Below are 15,053 nucleotides of genomic sequence, written 5' to 3'. Positions count from 1 at the left end.
CCATCCTATCCGTAATTGCTTATGCACGCACAGTGACAGTCGGATTTCGAGGTGCTCCCGGACCGCCGTGGCCGGCCGGGCGTGCTGCCCGGCCGGCCACGTCCTATGGCGGCGGCGCGCACCGCGGGCGCCCGCAGAGGCGGCGCCTCTTCTTGGTCACCGCGGGACGAGCCGGACGACCGGGTACACCCGATCGGACTTGGCCTGGTACTTCCCGTAGCGGGGCTGGGCTTCGGTGATGCGCTGCCACGCCTGCTCGCGGTCGGCGCCCTCGAGCCGGTGCGGCACCACCGGGCGGGCGCCGCCGCCGGGCAGTTCGACCGACGCGCGCTCGGGGTGCGCCATGAGGTTGGCGTGCCAGTCGGGGTGCCGGCTTCCGCCGCCCGACGCGACGACCAGCCAGCCGTCCCCGTCGTCGGCGAACCACGCCAGCGGGGTCTCCCGCGGCTGCCGGCTGCGACGGCCCACCGTGTTCAGTACGAGCACGTCCATGCCCATGAAGGAGCCGCGGCCTCCTCGCACCTTGCGGCTCATCCGGCCGTTCATCTTCCGCTGCACCCACCGCGACACCGGTCCGGGGGTTCCGGGCTCGCGCTCGCTGCGGCTTCCTGCCTGCTGGTTCCGTGCCATGGGGCTGCCTCCGGTCGGTCCGCCCGCCCCGCGGTGCCTGTACGCCCGCGGGACGGACTCGAACAGCGGGTGTTATGCGTGGATCGGCTGCTGGATCCGCACCGTGTTGCCCGAGGGGTCGCGGAACGCGGAGTCGCGAACGCCCCAAGGCCGGTCGATGGGTTCTTGCAGGACTTCGGCGCCATACGACTGCACCCGTTCGAACGCCGTGTCGAGGTCGTCGGTGCTGAAGACGATCATCGGCAGGACACCGTTGGCGAGCAGTCCCCCCAGCGCGTCGCCGTCGGCCTCGGAGCGGCCGGCGTGCGGTACCGAGAGGACGTACTCGAGGTCCGGCTGCGCCGGGCTGCCGAGAGTGGCCCAGCGGGACCTGCCGGCCCCGATGTCCTTGTGCGGTTCCAGACCGAGTGCGTCCCGGTAGAAGCCGAGCGACTCGTCCACGTCGGAGACGGTGATCTGGCAGTACTGGAGTGCGATCTTCATGCTGACAACGCTAGACAGCGGCGGTGCGCAGCGCTTCTCGATTCCTGACCGGTGCGGCGCTCCGGCAGTGCTGCGGGCGGAGCGGCCCGCTCACCGCTCGCGCGGCCGCCCGACGGCGGGCGGCCCGGCCGGGGTGGGAACGCTTCCGGCGTCGGTCGTCAGGGCTTGCGCGCCACCCCGCCGTACTGGTCCATCCCCCGCCGCGTGCCGACCTCGATGGGGTCGGGGCGCCACAGAGGGCACGGGACCACGCCGGGCTCGACCAGCTCAAGGCCGTCGAAGCGGGCGGCGATGTCGTCCGGGGCGCGCAGCAGGTAGGGGACGGCGCCCTGCTCGTTGCCGCGCTCGACGGCCTCGTTGTAGGCGGGGCTGGTGTTGGTGCCGTCGTAGATCGCCAGGTAGCTGCCGGACGGCAGGGCGTCCACGAGCCGGTGCACGATCGGCAGTACGTCCCCGTCGGGGATGTGGCCCAGGATCCCCATGAGCATGAGCCCGATGGGCCGGTCGAAGTCCAGGGTCTCGGCGGCCCGCCGCAGGATGGAGTCGGGCTCGCGCAGATCGGCGTCGATGTAGTCGGTGGCTCCCTCCGGGGAGCCGACGAGCAGCGCGCGGGCGTGCGCCAGAACCAGCGGGTCGTTGTCGACGTAGACGACCCGGGACTCCGGCGCGATCCCCTGGGCCACCTCGTGGGTGTTGTTGACAGTGGGCATCCCGGTGCCGATGTCGAGGAACTGGCGGATTCCCGCTTCACCGGCCAGGTGGGACACGACGCGGATCAAAAACTCCCGGCTGGTGCGGGCGAGGTCCACGATCTCCGGAAAGGACGCGCGCACCTGGTCCCCGACGTCGCGGTCGATCTGGTAGTGGTCCTTGCCGCCCATCCAGTAGTTCCAGATCCGGGCCGAGTGGGCGACCGTGGTGTCGAGCTGCGGAGGGTTCTCGGACTCGGCGGGGGAGGGCCGGAAGCCGTCTGTCATGGGTACCTACCTCGGTCGTCGAGCTGGCGCCCTTCCGTGCGGCGGGGCCTCCGGCGCGGCAGCGTCCGAAAGCCCGCCCTCGGCCGGGATCCGTCGCCTCCGAGAGTAGGCAATCGGGCCCCGCCGCGCATACGCGGGGCGCACGGCGCCGGCGATCCGGCGGCGCGCCCGCCGCGGAAGCGGCGCGAAGGCGTGCTGTGCTCCGCAGGGCGGCGTCATTCGGGCCGGCTCCGCGCGAGGGCGGTCAGCCGGTCGCCGAAGCCTCCCGGGGCGCGGGCGTCCTCGCGGGCGGAGGTGGCCACGGGCAGGTCGGCGGGGCGGCGGATGCTGTGGCCGCGGGCGTGCAGGGCGGTGACCAGCGCGTGGTCCTCGGCGCGGGAGAGCGCGCCGAAGCCTCCGGAGTCGATGTAGGCCGAGGCCCGCACGCCGAGGTTGGCGCCGTGCACGTGCGGGTGCTCGCGGCCGCGCCAGCTGTAGGCCTCGGCGAACGCCGCCGCCAGGTCGGGCGGGCGGTGCGACCAGTCCTCGACGGTGACCGTGCCCGCGACCGCGTCCCAGCCGGCGTCGGCGTAGCGGAGGTGCTCGGCCAGCCAGCGGCGGGGGACCGTGCTGTCGGCGTCGGTGGTGGCCAGCCACACGCTGCGGGGCCGTTGCCCGCACGGGTGCTCCAGCGCGGCGCGCATACCGGCCGCCCGCGCCGCTCCGGCGCTTCGATAGGAGGCCTCCACCACGAGCGCCCCGGCGCGGCGGGCGAGCTCGGCCGTGGCGTCGGTGCACGCGTCGGCGACCACGACCAGGCGGCACCGCCCGGCGGCGAGGCCGCACACCGCGAGGGACGCGGCCGCCGAACGCACGCAGCGTTCGATCGTCGCGGCCTCGTCGTTGGCCGGGACGACCACGGCCGCCGCCCGGATCACGCCAGGCCTTCCCGCTGGGCGGGTGACGGGGCCGGGTCCGGGCCCGCTGTGTAGACGTCGAGCAGGAAGTCGGCCTCGACGTGCGAGGCGGTAGGGGCGATCCCGCCGTGCGCGGCGAGCGCGCGGTGCGCGTCGTCGCCGGAGCGGGCGTGGTCGGGCGCCGGGTGCCGCCAGTGCACCGCGACCAGGTCCCCGCCCGGGAGCAGCGAACCGGCGGCCCGATCCAGCAGGCGCCGGAGGTCGGCGTCGCCGAAGTAGTACAGCAGTTCCGAGAGCACGACCAGGTCGAAGGAGGCCTCGGGCCACTCCCAGGGGACGCTGCCGCGCCGCACCCGCACATGGGCCGTTCCGGCGAGCGCGCGTTCGGCGCGCCCGGCCGCGGCCGCGACCCGCTCCCACGCGAGCAGCGCGTCGCAGCGTGCGGCGAGTTCCCGTGTCAGCGCCCCTGTGGAGCAGCCCGGCTCGAACGCCCGCCCGTAGCGCTCGCGCGGCAGCGACGCGACGGTCAGCGCGCGCTTGCGGCGCTCGTACCAGCGGGTGGCGAAGCCCCACGGGTCCGCGGAGCCGGAGTACATCGCGTCGAAGTACCCGCCGTCGACACTCACCGGAACACCAGTTCCCGGTCGCGGTCGAAGTGCGCGAGCATCCCCGGTTTCAGCACGGCGGCGTCGGCGGGGTCGGCGCTCAGCGGCGCGACCTGGGTCGTGAAGCACTCCAGGGCCTCCGCCTTGCGGCGCCGGATGCGCGGGGGCAGGTCGATCCGGCGGGCCGCCTCCCAGGGCACGCCGGGGTCGCCGGGGCGCGCCCAGTGCCACATCCACACGGGGTAGAGCAGCAGCCCTATCCCGATCGCGGCGCCGACGTCGAGCGCGGCCCGGCCCGCGGCCTCGTGGTCGGGGTGCAGGTCGCCCGGCCACGGCGCCGCACACACGTCGAACCCCGCGCACAGCGCGCGCAGCCGCGCGGTCAGCGCGTCCCGCGCAGAGCCGGTCCCGCCGTCGGGCAGACCCAGCCGCACCACCTCCGCCCCTTCGGCGCCCAGGCACTCCAGCGCGCGTGCCCGCTCCTCCCGGCGGCGCTCGGCCAGCTGCGCGGGCGAGAGCGTCGGACTGCCGGGGTGGGAGCCCTCTCCGTCGGTAACGGCCACGACACGCAGCCGGGCGCCCTGCTCGGCGAGCAGTGCGAGCATGCCGCCGGCGCCGAGGACCTCGTCGTCGGGGTGCGGTGCCACGACCACCGCGCCGGAGACCGCGGACAGGTCGATCCGTGGCGGGCGGCCGAGCCCCGGCCACGCCTGCCAGACCGCCTCCTCGGTGCCCCCGGCGTCGATGGGATGGATCGCGGCGCCGTCACGCGACTCGGGCATGGGCGTCCTCGAAGCGGGGGGCTGCGGCGCTGCCGAGCTCGGCCAGGTCGCGCGCGCCGTGGTGCTGGTGGATGTAGGCGGCCAGGTCCTCGGCGGCGCGGGAGTAGTCCGCGTCGGCGGCGAGCGGGCCGGCGCCGAGCGCCTCCCGCGTGCTGCGCAGCACCTCGGCGCAGGCCGCGACGACGACGGCGCGCGCCCGCATGGCTCGCACGCGGGCGCCGCCGAACCGGTCGCGCGGATCGGTGTCGACCTCGCGCGCGGCCGCGGCGAGCACCGCCTCGGCGGCGTGCAGGTCCCGGTCGGCGCCGCCGAAGTAGGCGCGCGCGTGCGGATCCGCCCTGTCGGCGGCCACGCGATCGGCCAGGGGGCGCACGACGGCGAGCGCACCGCCGTACCAGCACGCCGCGACCCCGATGCCGCCGTGGTGGAAGCCCGGGCGCTCCGTGTAGGCGCCGGCGGGACCCACCGGGGCGGCCGGAGCGCCGTCGAAGGCGAGCGTCAGCGTGTCGCTGGCCGCCATCCCGGCCGCCGCCCAGCTGCCCGGGTCGGACGCGGCGGCGTCGGTGGGGACCGCGAAGAGGCGCCGCTCCCCGTCCCCGACCAGCGCGCTGACCAGCCCGTGGGTGCACACTCGCGCTCCGGAGCAGAACCGCTTGGTGCCGCTCAGCCGCCACCCGGCGCCTGCGTCCGGCTGCGCATGCAGGTCGGGGCCCGGCGGATGGGCCGCCCACACCCCCCAAACGCTGCCTGGCTCGGGTAGTGGGCCGCCGAGCTCGGCCAGGATGGCGACGGCGTCGCAGTGCCCCTCCGCCAGTCGCGCCAGGGCCAGGTCGCGGCGCCCCAGGTCGCGCAGCGCCGCCCACCGCCGCCACGTGTCCCCGGATCCGGGCAGCGGAAGATCCAGGCGCCCGCCGCCGATCTCGCGCACCAGGCGGTCGGCGACCCCGCGCCGGTGATCCTGCTCGTGCCCCTCGGCCGGCCGGCCGGTGTCCGCTCGGCGCGAGGAGTGCGCCGCCTGCGGCTCGGTCGTCGCCGGGCGGCCTGCGCTGCTTGCGTGTTCCACCCGGTCGCCTCTGCCCCTCGGATCTGAGGGCAAACGCCGTGGAGCCGCAGCGCAGCGCGATGAACCGGCGTCCCCCGCGCAGGCGGGAGCAGGCCCCCGCCCCCCCGTCGATCTTGTAGCCATCGTGAAGGAAAACGATTTCCAGTGACGATGGCTACAAGATCAACGGTGCTGAGCCGGTCGCAGCTCGTCGGCCATCGTTCACCGCTCGGTCCCCGCGGCGGCCGCGCCGGTCGCGTATGCCACCAGCACGTCGGCCACGTCCTCGGGGCGGCTGAGCGCGACGCAGTGGCTGCCCGGGATCTCGTCCGGCACGATACCCAGCCGGTCGGGCACGAGCCGGCGGAAGAAGTCGGGCGGGAAGCAGCGGTCCTCGCTGCAGAGCACGAACCTCGTCGGCACGTCCGGCCACGCGTCCAGCGGCCACGGGGCGGCTGTCGCGGCCTCCGACGGATGTGCTCGCTCCCTGCTCAGCGCCTCCTCGGCCAGCTCCCGCGGCACATCGTGGTAGAAGCTCACATAGGGATCCGCGTGGCCCGTCAAGCCGCCGTCGCGCTCGGCCTGCTCCGCAGCCGCGCGCCGGTAGCCGGTCCCGGCCCACCACTGGTCCGGTGACTCACCCGGCGACGGAACCATCCCGGCCAGCAGGACCAGCACGTCTGCGGGCAGCCGGTCGGCGACCAGCGGAGCGGTGAACGCGCCGAACGAATGGCCCGCGACGACCAGGTCCCGCCTATCACCGACGGCGTCGACCACGGCGTCGGCGTAGTCCGCCAGGGTCGCCGTCTCGTCGTCGCCGGGCAGGTCGGGCGCCACGACGGCGTGCCCGCGCGCTCGCAGCTCGGCCTCCACCCGGTGCCAGGACCAACCGGTGTCGCCTGCGCCGTGGATCAGCACGAAGGTGCTCATAGCGCACTCCCCGCGATTCCGGGGACGGTTCCGGCGGATGCGGGTCGAGCGAGCCCGTCCCGCGTGGGAGGTCCGTCACCGCCGGCCTCCCCGGGCTCGGCCGCGTGCCGTAGTGCTGCGGGTGGATCCTCCGGCCGGTCGAGGAGCGGGTACCGCAATGCCGATCGAGGATTCGCGTTCATGCCTCCGACTTTAGATCGGCCGTTCCATCGTGAAAAGCGATGATGTCCGATGCCGGCGATCGGATCTGTCGGCCGAGCGCGCGGTCGGCGGCTCTTCGACCGCCCGGGGCGGCCCGCGCCGGGTCCGGGACGCCCACGCGCTGCGGCCGCCGGACCGCCGGAAACCGGTGGAATAAGGCGCGTTCGGGAACGGGCTCGCTATTCCCCTGCGTGATCCGGAGTTGCGTATTGTCGGTGTTCCCGGAAATTTTCCATGAATCGGCCGCTGAATTCGGGGCGTCCTGCGCGACGAGGGATGTCAGGCCCGGGAAGATCGTGCGCAGGTGGCGGCGATGCGGGCCGACAGTTCGATATTCCTGCGATTGCGCTGCCCCGTGCGCCGGACCGGTCTACCGTCGGTACTGACGGCCATAGGCCGAAACGCGTCATGCAACGTACTGGAAAGTCGCAGGATACGTGTCGGCCATACCGGGGACGCCTCCCGGGGCCGCATCCACGCAAGGAGACAGAAATGGGAATTCGCACGAAATCCGCCGGCAGGACGGCTGCTGTCCTGCCGGCCGTTCTTGCCCTTCTGGCCGCGGGTACGCCGACCGCGGCCTACGCCTCGGACTCGGTCGGTACCGCTGCAAGTGCCGACGCCGCCCAGGCGGGCGCGGGTTGCCGACCGATGGCCGGGGCCCCGTACCGGGTCGGTACCACGGTCAAGGCCGATGTGAGCAGCTACGGCTGCACCAACGGCTGGACGTTCCGGGCGACCCTGCAGAGCTCGCGCTGGGACGGCTGGGCAACCGACGACACCGCCAGGTGGTTCGGCAGCACGAGCCGCGTCCTCAACGACTACGACTGCGGCGGCGTGCACGACCACCGGGTCCTCCTGGGGGTGGAGAGCCCCACCGGATTCGAGTACCCGACCAAGGTCAGCAGGACGGTTCGCATCGACTGCGGCTGAGCGATCGGACCTGAGAGGAGCCGTTCGATGATCAAGCTCACGACCCGAACCGCCCGCGGGGCCGCCGCGATGACCCTGGCCGTAGCGGCGGCGCTCGGCGGGACCGCCATGAGCGGCGCCGCGCCGACCGAGACGTGCTACGTCGCGACCGACGTCGTCCCCTACTACTCCCAGGCCCCGAACCGCGGCGGCGAGATCCGGGGCTGGGTGAATGCCGGCACCCGGTTCGAGGCCGCGGTCCGCGACGGCTACTGGCGTGGCGGCAGCATTCCCCGCGTCGCAAGCGGGGTCTTCATCCACTCCAACTATCTGAACTGCCCCTGAACGGAGGCGGGGAAGGGGACCGGACACGGTGACAAAAAAACGACTCCGCGCCGCTGCCGCGGCCGCGGTCGTCGGGTGCGCGGCGGTGCTGTGGGCGACGACGCCCGCGGGCGCCATCGGCGCATCGGCGGCGCCGGACCAGCGCGCCGCCGCGGAGGCGGCTGCTCAGCAGTGCGAATTCCGGGTGCTCAAGGTGACCAAGATCGAGCTCGCTTCGGGCGACATCGCCTATCAGTACCCCGGCGACCTCGTCGTCGGCGAGAATCCCCGCGGCGAGGCGCCGGTCTGGGTGTGGTCCTACCGGCACGTCGAACGCGGCTGGATCTACCGGACCTACGACAACATGTCCATCATCGGGTGCTCGTAGCAACGCGGGCAGGCGGGTGGTTCGGGGGCCCCGGCCCCGAACCACCCGCTTCTCGGGCCGGGAGGGGTCCGTCGTCATGGCGGGCGTTCGGGCGAACCGGGGTGCCGTCGGGCCGGGTGCCCTTCGAGCGCTACGCCGGCGGCGGGGAGAGTTTGGCGGCCACGGCGTCGAGGACCCACTCCAGGCCGGTCGCGAAGGAGGTCTCGGCGTCCACGTCCGTGCCCTCGTAGACGACCTTGGCCAGCGCCGGGAAGCGGCCCGTGGCCAGCATTCGCGTCACATGCGGGCCGGAGGCCCGCTGCCACTCGCGCTCGGACAGGCCCGTGGCGCGCTCGGCCCGCAGGCGTGCGATCTCGCGCCTGATCGCGCCGGTGAAGTAGGAGCTGACAGTCTCCACCGCGCGCATGAGGGTGTCGAGGTCGGCGAGACCGTCGAGGGCGCCTAGCGTGGCCTCGGTCACGGCGAGGCCGTTGGGACCCAAGGTCGGGCGCCCTCCGAGCAGGTCGGCCAGCCATTCGTGGCGGAGAGCGGCCTGCCTGGTGCGGTGGGCGAGGGTGCGCAGCGCCTCCCGCCAGTCAGCGGGCTGCTCGTCGGGGAGGATCTCGGCGTGGACCTCGTCCACCATCAGGTCGAGCAGCTCCTCCTTGGTGGCGATGAATCCGTACAGCCGCATCGGGCCGGCGTCCAGCCGGGCGGCCACCTTGCGCACGGACACCGCCTCCAGCCCGCCCTGGTCGGCCAACGCGATGGCGGCGGCGACGATCCGCTCCCGGTCGAGCGGCACGGGGCGAGTCGGCGGCTCCGGCCGGTCCCACACAGTCATGGCCCCCACCGTACTGTTGCGATCCACTGTAGAGTGATAATACGCTGTATCAATATGAGACACCGTATTGCCGTGGTCGGAGGCGGTCCCGCCGGCCTCGTTCTCGCCCGCGTCCTGCACCGCCACGATCACCCCGTCGCCGTACTCGAACGCGATCCCTCCCCGGACGCCCGCCCCCCGGGCGGCACGCTGGACATGCACGAAGGGCTGGGCCAGCTCGCGCTGGAAAAGGCAGGGCTGCTGCCGGAGTTCCGGGCGCTGTCCCGCCCCGAGGGGCAGGCCATGCGCATCCTGGACCCGGCCGGGACCGTCCTGCGCGACTGGTATCCCCGTCTTGATGACCGGGCCAATCCCGAGATCGACCGCGGGCAGCTCCGCGACCTGCTGCTCGGCCCTCTCGACGTGCAGTGGGGGCGGAGTGTGGCGCAGGTGGTGCCGCGGACCCGGGACGGCGTACTGGTCCGATTCTCGGACGGACGAGAGGAGGCGTTCGACCTCGTCGTCGGCGCGGACGGCGCCTGGTCCCGAACCCGCCCGGCAGTCTCGCCGGCGACGCCGCACTACACCGGCGTCACTATGGTCGAGACCTCCCTGGACGACGTCGACACCCGCCACCCTGGCCTCGCCCGGATGATCGGCGACGGATCCGTGGCCGTGTACGGCGCGAACCGGGCTCTCGTCGCCCAGCGCAACAGCGGCGGCCACGTCAAGGTGCACGCCAAGTTCCGCGCGCCGCTGGATTGGCACTCGAACCTGGACCCGGCCGACGCCGAGGCCGTGCGATCGGGCCTGCTGGCTCTTTTCGACGGCTGGGCCGCACCCGTTCTCGACCTACTCCGCCAGGGCACCGATTTCGTCCACCGCCCTCTCTACGCCTTGCCCGTCTCACACACCTGGACCCACGTCCGCGGGGTGACGCTGCTGGGCGACGCCGCCCACCTCATGCCCCCGCTGGGGGCGGGCGCCAACCTCGCGATGCTGGAAGGCGCCGAGCTCGCCGAGTCAATCGCGACCGGGTCCGGGGACCTGGACGAGGCCGTCCGCGCCTTCGAGGACCAGATGTGGGCACGGGCCGGCGGGTGGGCGAGGTTCACGGCGGCCGGACTGGAACGCCTCGTGAGCCCGGACCCCGCCGAAGCCCTCGCCCTCTTCGACCGCGTCCAGCCGTCCTGAGTGCCGGGCCGGGGGGAACAGGCCGGGCCCGGTCTCGACTGTGGCACCCGCGAGTGCTCCGCGCGGTCTTTTCGCGGTGAAGGGCCCCGCGGCGCCTTTCAGCTCCACGACCGGTTCGGCGAGAAGGCGATGGCGGACTCACGGTCGTGGCTGCTCGAGGTTCCCGGGCTTCCCGGATCACGGAGTCCCGGCGCGCAGCCTGCACCGTTCGGACGCCGAGAGGGATGCCCCGGTTGCGGCGTCCTCGGGTGCGCGTCTCGGCCCTACCCCGTTGCCGCCGTCACTGCGGAGGGTCGGAGAACGCCGGGGTGCGGTTCCGGGAGCGGACGAGGACCCCGGTCCGGGCAGCCGCGTCCAAGAGCACCGGGTCGGCCGGCAGTACCAGCGGCGACCAGGCCGGAGCGTCGGGCCAGGCCCCGGCCAGCGCGGCGGCGACGGCCCGGTGGAAGTCGATCAGTACGGTCGGCGCCTCCGCCTCGTTCCAGCGCCGCTCCGCCCAGCACCACAGCAGCACCGTGACGGCGCCGCACCGGCCCGCACCCCGCCGCCTGGCCGGTCCGGCCAGGTCGGACCGCGCGTGCGCCGGTGGCAGGAGGACCTCGACCCGACCCGGATAGACCTCCCCGGTCGAGATTCGCTCCACGGTGGTCACGGTGTCCGCGAGGAGTCCGGCGAGGACCTCGGGGCAGGTCCCCACGGGGACGGCCGCCGTCAGCGACATCGGCACCCTCGCCCACACCGGGTCGGCCTGCTCGGAAACGGACATGCTCCTCCGCGTTCATCTGGCGGCCCGCCTCCCGCCTCCCTCCCCGAAGCGACGGGGAGCCATCGTCCCCCTGGGATTGCGGGATTGCGGACGCGACCCGCAGGCCGCACACGCAAACGAACACTAATAGTATCCGAGGAAACGCATAGAGTTCCTATTCGGTTGCGCCACAGGATTCGCGCCCGGGGTCGCCCACCGGCACATCACCATTGATCTTGTAGCCATCGTCACTGGCAATCGTTTTCCATCACGATAGCTACAAGATCGACGGGGATCTCATGAGGCCGAGCGCCGCCAAGGTGTGCGGGGCGGATCCGGCGATGCGGTACTCCTGCGGACCGGCTACGGCCGCGCCCTCTGACCGCGGCCCGAACACAACGACGCAGGCCCTGAGCCGGGATTCCCGGATCAGGGCCTGCGTTGGGTCTGCGAACTGCGGCGCGCTCGGGAGGATTCGAACCCTAACCCAGGCGAATCGCGATCAGCAGGTGCACCACCCCGCCCGCCGTCGCCCGAGGCGCCGAGCTCCGGGCTTCAGCGGGTGGGGAGCGAGGGGCCGGCTCAGGCGTTGGCGCCGCTCTCGTTGATCGAACCGTTCACCCCGGCGGGGAAGAACCCCCCGGAGGTGGCCTGCTTCGGTGTCAGGTAGACGACGTTGAGAACCTGTGCGGCGCTGCGGCCGAACGCCAACCCGTTGCCGTCGGTGGGCACGATGTTGGCGCGGCCCGAAGAGTCGACCACACCCTGGTCGAGATCGATGTCGCCGTCGAGGCTGTCCCGGGCGTCGGAGACGGCCACCGACGGCGCCTGCAGGCCCTTCGAGTACAGCAGGGTGCGGATGTTGCCCGCGTGGTAGGCCTCGACGGCAAGCAGCCCGGCCGCGGCATCCAGGAAGGTCGCGTTGTCCACCAGCGGGGCGGCGCCCTTGTAGGCGGTCACGCCGACGTCCTCGAAGACGTAGGCGGCCAGCAGGAAGTTCTCCTCGTTGGCATAAGCGTCGAACTTCTGGCCCGGCTGGATGAGGCCGGCGGCCCGGGCGGCGGCAGTGAAGGCGGCGTCGATGTCGATCTCGGGACGCGCCACCGCGGCACCGCCCAGCGCCTTGCGCAGGAAGTCCACGTGCGCCCGCTCGTCGGCGGCGATCTCCTCGGCGTACTGGCGCACGGCCTTGGTCTCGAACGCCACCTTGCGCCCGCCGGTGACGTCGCCGACGTAGCCCTTGCCGCCGATACTCCCGTCCGGCAGCCCTTGGCCGGTGACGGCCTTGAGGTAGAACTCCGCCTCCAGGTACTCCAGGTTCAAAGCGAAGTTGAGGATGGCCGCGTCGCTGGGCCCGCCGCCCTCGCCCTGGGCCAGCGCGGGTACAGCGCCGAGCACGCCGACCGCACCGGCACCGAGCCCGGCGGCGCCCGCGGCCCGGAACAGGCGGCGGCGGTCCATGCCGTTCTCCGCGCTTCGAGCGATGGCCTTGTTGATGAAGAGTTTGTTGAACACGTTGCCTCGCAGTCGGGTTGTGCCGGATCAGCGGAATGTGTCCGCATTTCTCCGGTTGATTGACGCCGATGAGTGGACTCCGCTTTCCAGGCGGGCGAACGGGAGGATCGCTCCCTGGCTCCGTACCGCGTAGGCATTGCCGACCGTCTCTGGGGGTTGATCCCGAGACTCGCGTTGTCTTAGCTCGCGCTCGTTTCCCGGAATGGAGCTCATCGGGAGAAGCGTCGTCGTTGAGCAGGGCGATGGAGCGCGTCGGTATTGCGAAATCCAGGCTTCGTGGGCCTGTGCACAGGATGGCATGCAGATTGTTCCGGCCGCCCGAAGGATGGCGTGTGTCGAACCGCATGCAATCCGGATGTGCGTCGGCGACGAATTCTATTGAGGTCCGCGCTCAATTGAAATGGCTGGAATCGGAGGGGTTCAATCCTGTTTGCGTGACGCGCTGCAGAACAAATCGGTGGATCCGGAGATCACGACGCCGCCCGTGCGTTGAACCGGGAGTCGCGACGCCGGAAGGTTCACGCTGAAGGGACAGCTCAGCCCTTGGGCTGAGGGGACTCCTCGGCGGTGGGCCGGGAGCCGCCGCCAAGCGGCCGAACTCTTCCACGAATCATCCAAGACCGCTCATAAGTGGGCCAAGCGCTACAGCCAGGCCCGCCAGGCCGCCATGGGCGACCGCCTCTCGCCGAGGATCCGACCGTCACGCCCGACGAGCCGTCCGACGTTCAGCGGGCGTGGGTGGAGCGCCGCGCCGTGGTGACCGCCGAGCGGAATCGGCTCGTCGACGAGGGCAACGCCGATGGCCCCACGGCTGGGGGCGCGCTGACCCGTCGATCACGCTTCGGGTCTACGCGCACGTGATCGATGGGCAGGTGGCCACCGTCGCCGACACCTTCGCGGACATCCTGCGCAAGGCCGGGTAGCGGGGAGCGCTTGTTAGTACAGGTATTAGCACAAAGGCCGGTTCCGAAGATCGGAACCGGCCTTTGACCTGGGCGCGCTCGGGAGGATTCGAACCCCCAACCTTCTGATCCGTAGTCAGATGCTCTATCCATTGAGCTACGAGCGCTGATTCGGTTGTGCGCCCTCCGTCGGGGTGTTCCCTGCGGAAGACGTGTATGACTCTACCACGGTGAACGGAGCGCTTTCGCCCGGTTATCCGCCGACGGCAGGGGCGTGTGAGGGACGTCCCATGGGGCCTCCGCCGACCGGGGTGTCCCGGCGGAGGCCCCATGCTGGGGACGGGGCTGACGGGTCCCTCAGGCCGTGGCCTCCTTGACCGCCTGGGACCAGAGGTCGACTGCCTGGTCGATCTGGTCTGCGGTGACGATGAGCGGCGGGATCATGCGGACGACGTTGCCGTGCGGCCCGCAGGTGAGCAGGAGCAGGCCCTTCTCGGCCGCGGCCTTGTGGGCGCGGGTGGCGGTCGCGGCGTCCGGGGAGCCGTCGGGGGCGGTGAACTCGTTGCCGACCATCAGGCCCGGGCCGCGCACGTCGCCGATCACGTCGTGGTCGGCGGCCACGCCCTCCAGGCCGCGCGTGAGGCGTCCGCCCATCGCTGCGGCGTTGGCGACCAGGCCCTCGTCCTCGATGACGTCGAGGGTTGCCAGCGCCGCCGCGCACGAGACAGCGTTGCCGCCGTAGGTACCGCCCTGCGACCCCGGCCAGGCCTTCTCCATCAGCTCGTGCGGCGCCGCGATCCCCGACAACGGGAAGCCGCTCGCCAGGCCCTTGGCGATGATGGTGATGTCGGGCCGGATGCCCGCGTGCTCGTGGCCCCAGAAGGCGCCGGTGCGCCCGAAGCCGGTCTGCACCTCGTCGACGACCAGCAGGATGCCGTGCTGGTCGGCGCGCTCGCGCAGTCCTCGCAGGAAGGCCGCAGGCGCCGGGACGTAGCCGCCCTCGCCAAGCACGGGCTCGACGAAGATCGCCGCGGTGTCCTTCGGCGCGCTGACCGTGGCCAGCTGGTAGTCCAGCTCGCGCAGGGCGAACTCCGTGGCCTCCTCCTCGCTCATCCCCAGCCGGTAGGCGTAGGGGAAGGGGGAGACCACGACGCCCGGCATCAGCGGACCGATGCCCGCGCGGATCTTGGTGCCCGAGGTGGTCAGCGACGCGGCCGCCATGGTGCGCCCGTGGAAGCCGCCCTGGAAGACGATCGCGTTCTGTCGGCCGGTGGCCTGGCGCGCCAGCCGCAGTGCTGCCTCGACCGCCTCGCTGCCGGAGTTGACGTAGAAGAGCCGGTCGAGTCCTGCGGGCAGCACGCCGCCCAGCCGCTCCGTGAGCTGGAGCAGGGGCCGGTGCATGACCGTGGTGTACTGGCCGTGCACGAGCGTGGCGACTTGGCGCTGCGCGGCCTCGACGACCCGGGGGTGGCAGTGGCCGGTGCTGGTGACCCCGATGCCGGCGGTGAAGTCGAGATAGCGGCGGTCGTCCTCGTCGTAGATGTAGACACCTTCGCCCCGCGCCGCCAGCACAGGTGTGGCCTGCTTGAGCAGGGGAGAGAGCGCGGCCGACGGCTCAGCCATCATCAGACCTCTTCCGTAGGATTGTTGACAATCGACAGAGCTATGGAATCATCCCACATGAGGCGGTGTCCAGGTCCGTGCCTACCCCCGCGCGGATCCGGG

16 protein-coding genes and 1 tRNA gene are annotated in these 15,053 nt (G+C 72.5%); 4 read left to right on the top strand and 13 right to left on the bottom strand.

Features of this window, described 5'->3' with window-relative positions; genetic code table 11:
• Positions 1 to 156 precede the first annotated feature (156 nt).
• From RM446_RS07135 to RM446_RS07100, 8 genes are all read right to left on the bottom strand, one after another.
• Entirely contained in the window at positions 157 to 630 is a 474-nt protein-coding gene (locus tag RM446_RS07135; protein ID WP_311544359.1) for a nitroreductase family deazaflavin-dependent oxidoreductase, read from the bottom strand.
• Between the two features lie 72 nt (positions 631 to 702).
• On the bottom strand, positions 703 to 1,113 hold the full coding sequence (locus tag RM446_RS07130) for a VOC family protein (RefSeq protein ID WP_311544358.1): 411 nt from the start codon (positions 1,111 to 1,113) through the stop codon (positions 703 to 705).
• A 158-nt stretch (positions 1,114 to 1,271) separates the two neighbouring features.
• Positions 1,272 to 2,090: an SAM-dependent methyltransferase gene (locus tag RM446_RS07125; RefSeq protein ID WP_311544357.1), complete on the bottom strand. Its 819-nt coding sequence runs from the start codon at positions 2,088 to 2,090 to the stop codon at positions 1,272 to 1,274.
• Positions 2,091 to 2,305: 215 nt separating this feature from the next.
• A complete protein-coding gene (locus tag RM446_RS07120) occupies positions 2,306 to 3,007 on the bottom strand; it encodes a glycosyltransferase (protein ID WP_311544356.1) in 702 nt (233 codons plus the stop codon).
• Positions 3,004 to 3,612, bottom strand: coding sequence for a class I SAM-dependent methyltransferase (locus tag RM446_RS07115; protein ID WP_311544355.1), 609 nt, complete (start codon positions 3,610 to 3,612; stop codon positions 3,004 to 3,006). Before RM446_RS07115 ends, RM446_RS07120 begins: the two co-directional genes overlap by 4 nt.
• On the bottom strand, positions 3,609 to 4,373 hold the full coding sequence (locus RM446_RS07110; protein WP_311544354.1) for a PIG-L deacetylase family protein: 765 nt from the start codon (positions 4,371 to 4,373) through the stop codon (positions 3,609 to 3,611). The genes RM446_RS07115 and RM446_RS07110 overlap by 4 nt, the downstream gene beginning before the upstream one ends.
• Positions 4,357 to 5,436 carry an acyl-CoA dehydrogenase family protein gene (locus RM446_RS07105; protein WP_311544353.1) on the bottom strand — a complete coding sequence of 360 codons (1,080 nt, stop codon included), beginning with the start codon at positions 5,434 to 5,436 and terminating at the stop codon, positions 4,357 to 4,359. Before RM446_RS07105 ends, RM446_RS07110 begins: the two co-directional genes overlap by 17 nt.
• 201 nt (positions 5,437 to 5,637) lie before the next feature.
• The gene (locus RM446_RS07100; RefSeq protein WP_311544352.1) at positions 5,638 to 6,345 is read right to left on the bottom strand and encodes an alpha/beta fold hydrolase; all 708 of its coding nucleotides are present in this window, start codon (positions 6,343 to 6,345) and stop codon (positions 5,638 to 5,640) included.
• A 693-nt stretch (positions 6,346 to 7,038) separates the two neighbouring features.
• Between RM446_RS07100 and RM446_RS07095 the strand changes: the two genes are divergently transcribed.
• Genes RM446_RS07095 through RM446_RS07085 form a run of 3 tightly spaced genes read left to right on the top strand, consistent with a single transcriptional unit; the run spans position 7,039 to position 8,170 of the window.
• Positions 7,039 to 7,479 carry a hypothetical protein gene (locus RM446_RS07095; RefSeq protein WP_311544351.1) on the top strand — a complete coding sequence of 147 codons (441 nt, stop codon included), beginning with the start codon at positions 7,039 to 7,041 and terminating at the stop codon, positions 7,477 to 7,479.
• A 27-nt stretch (positions 7,480 to 7,506) separates the two neighbouring features.
• On the top strand, positions 7,507 to 7,803 hold the full coding sequence (locus RM446_RS07090; RefSeq protein WP_311544350.1) for a hypothetical protein: 297 nt from the start codon (positions 7,507 to 7,509) through the stop codon (positions 7,801 to 7,803).
• Between the two features lie 28 nt (positions 7,804 to 7,831).
• Positions 7,832 to 8,170 carry a hypothetical protein gene (locus tag RM446_RS07085; RefSeq protein WP_311544349.1) on the top strand — a complete coding sequence of 113 codons (339 nt, stop codon included), beginning with the start codon at positions 7,832 to 7,834 and terminating at the stop codon, positions 8,168 to 8,170.
• 130 nt (positions 8,171 to 8,300) lie between these two features.
• On the opposite strand, the gene RM446_RS07080 is transcribed toward RM446_RS07085, so the two are convergent.
• Positions 8,301 to 8,993: a TetR/AcrR family transcriptional regulator gene (locus tag RM446_RS07080; RefSeq protein WP_311544348.1), complete on the bottom strand. Its 693-nt coding sequence runs from the start codon at positions 8,991 to 8,993 to the stop codon at positions 8,301 to 8,303.
• A 54-nt stretch (positions 8,994 to 9,047) separates the two neighbouring features.
• Here RM446_RS07080 and RM446_RS07075 point away from each other — a divergent pair, with 54 nt between their 5' ends.
• Positions 9,048 to 10,166, top strand: a complete 1,119-nt coding sequence (locus tag RM446_RS07075; RefSeq protein WP_311544347.1) for an FAD-dependent oxidoreductase — start codon at positions 9,048 to 9,050, stop codon at positions 10,164 to 10,166.
• A gap of 280 nt (positions 10,167 to 10,446) precedes the next feature.
• Here RM446_RS07075 and RM446_RS07070 read toward each other — a convergent pair whose 3' ends face one another.
• From RM446_RS07070 to RM446_RS07055, 4 genes are all read right to left on the bottom strand, one after another.
• Positions 10,447 to 10,932 carry a hypothetical protein gene (locus RM446_RS07070; RefSeq protein ID WP_311544346.1) on the bottom strand — a complete coding sequence of 162 codons (486 nt, stop codon included), beginning with the start codon at positions 10,930 to 10,932 and terminating at the stop codon, positions 10,447 to 10,449.
• Positions 10,933 to 11,493: 561 nt separating this feature from the next.
• Positions 11,494 to 12,426: a ferritin-like domain-containing protein gene (locus tag RM446_RS07065; protein ID WP_311544345.1), complete on the bottom strand. Its 933-nt coding sequence runs from the start codon at positions 12,424 to 12,426 to the stop codon at positions 11,494 to 11,496.
• A gap of 996 nt (positions 12,427 to 13,422) precedes the next feature.
• Positions 13,423 to 13,495, bottom strand: a tRNA-Arg gene (locus tag RM446_RS07060).
• Positions 13,496 to 13,685: 190 nt separating this feature from the next.
• The gene (locus RM446_RS07055; protein ID WP_311544481.1) at positions 13,686 to 14,951 is read right to left on the bottom strand and encodes an aspartate aminotransferase family protein; all 1,266 of its coding nucleotides are present in this window, start codon (positions 14,949 to 14,951) and stop codon (positions 13,686 to 13,688) included.
• Between the last annotated feature and the right edge of the window lie 102 nt (positions 14,952 to 15,053).

It is taken from the genome of Streptomonospora wellingtoniae (assembly GCF_031845375.1).
GTDB classification, from domain to species: Bacteria; Actinomycetota; Actinomycetes; order Streptosporangiales; family Streptosporangiaceae; genus Streptomonospora; species Streptomonospora wellingtoniae.
Note: the sequence above shows the minus strand (reverse complement) of the source record. Positions and strands in the feature narration are given on the sequence as shown.

Bases quoted from the DNA above. Each gene is read 5' to 3' on its own strand.
- RM446_RS07135 (WP_311544359.1), bottom strand. From the start codon at position 630: ATGGCACGGAACCAGCAGGCAGGAAGCCGCAGCGAGCGCGAGCCCGGA.
- RM446_RS07130 (WP_311544358.1), bottom strand. From the start codon at position 1,113: ATGAAGATCGCACTCCAGTACTGCCAGATCACCGTCTCCGACGTGGAC.
- RM446_RS07125 (WP_311544357.1), bottom strand. From the start codon at position 2,090: ATGACAGACGGCTTCCGGCCCTCCCCCGCCGAGTCCGAGAACCCTCCG.
- RM446_RS07110 (WP_311544354.1), bottom strand. From the start codon at position 4,373: ATGCCCGAGTCGCGTGACGGCGCCGCGATCCATCCCATCGACGCCGGG.
- RM446_RS07100 (WP_311544352.1), bottom strand. From the start codon at position 6,345: ATGAGCACCTTCGTGCTGATCCACGGCGCAGGCGACACCGGTTGGTCC.
- RM446_RS07095 (WP_311544351.1), top strand. From the start codon at position 7,039: ATGGGAATTCGCACGAAATCCGCCGGCAGGACGGCTGCTGTCCTGCCG.
- RM446_RS07090 (WP_311544350.1), top strand. From the start codon at position 7,507: ATGATCAAGCTCACGACCCGAACCGCCCGCGGGGCCGCCGCGATGACC.
- RM446_RS07080 (WP_311544348.1), bottom strand. From the start codon at position 8,993: ATGACTGTGTGGGACCGGCCGGAGCCGCCGACTCGCCCCGTGCCGCTC.
- RM446_RS07075 (WP_311544347.1), top strand. From the start codon at position 9,048: ATGAGACACCGTATTGCCGTGGTCGGAGGCGGTCCCGCCGGCCTCGTT.
- RM446_RS07070 (WP_311544346.1), bottom strand. From the start codon at position 10,932: ATGTCCGTTTCCGAGCAGGCCGACCCGGTGTGGGCGAGGGTGCCGATG.
- RM446_RS07055 (WP_311544481.1), bottom strand. From the start codon at position 14,951: ATGGCTGAGCCGTCGGCCGCGCTCTCTCCCCTGCTCAAGCAGGCCACA.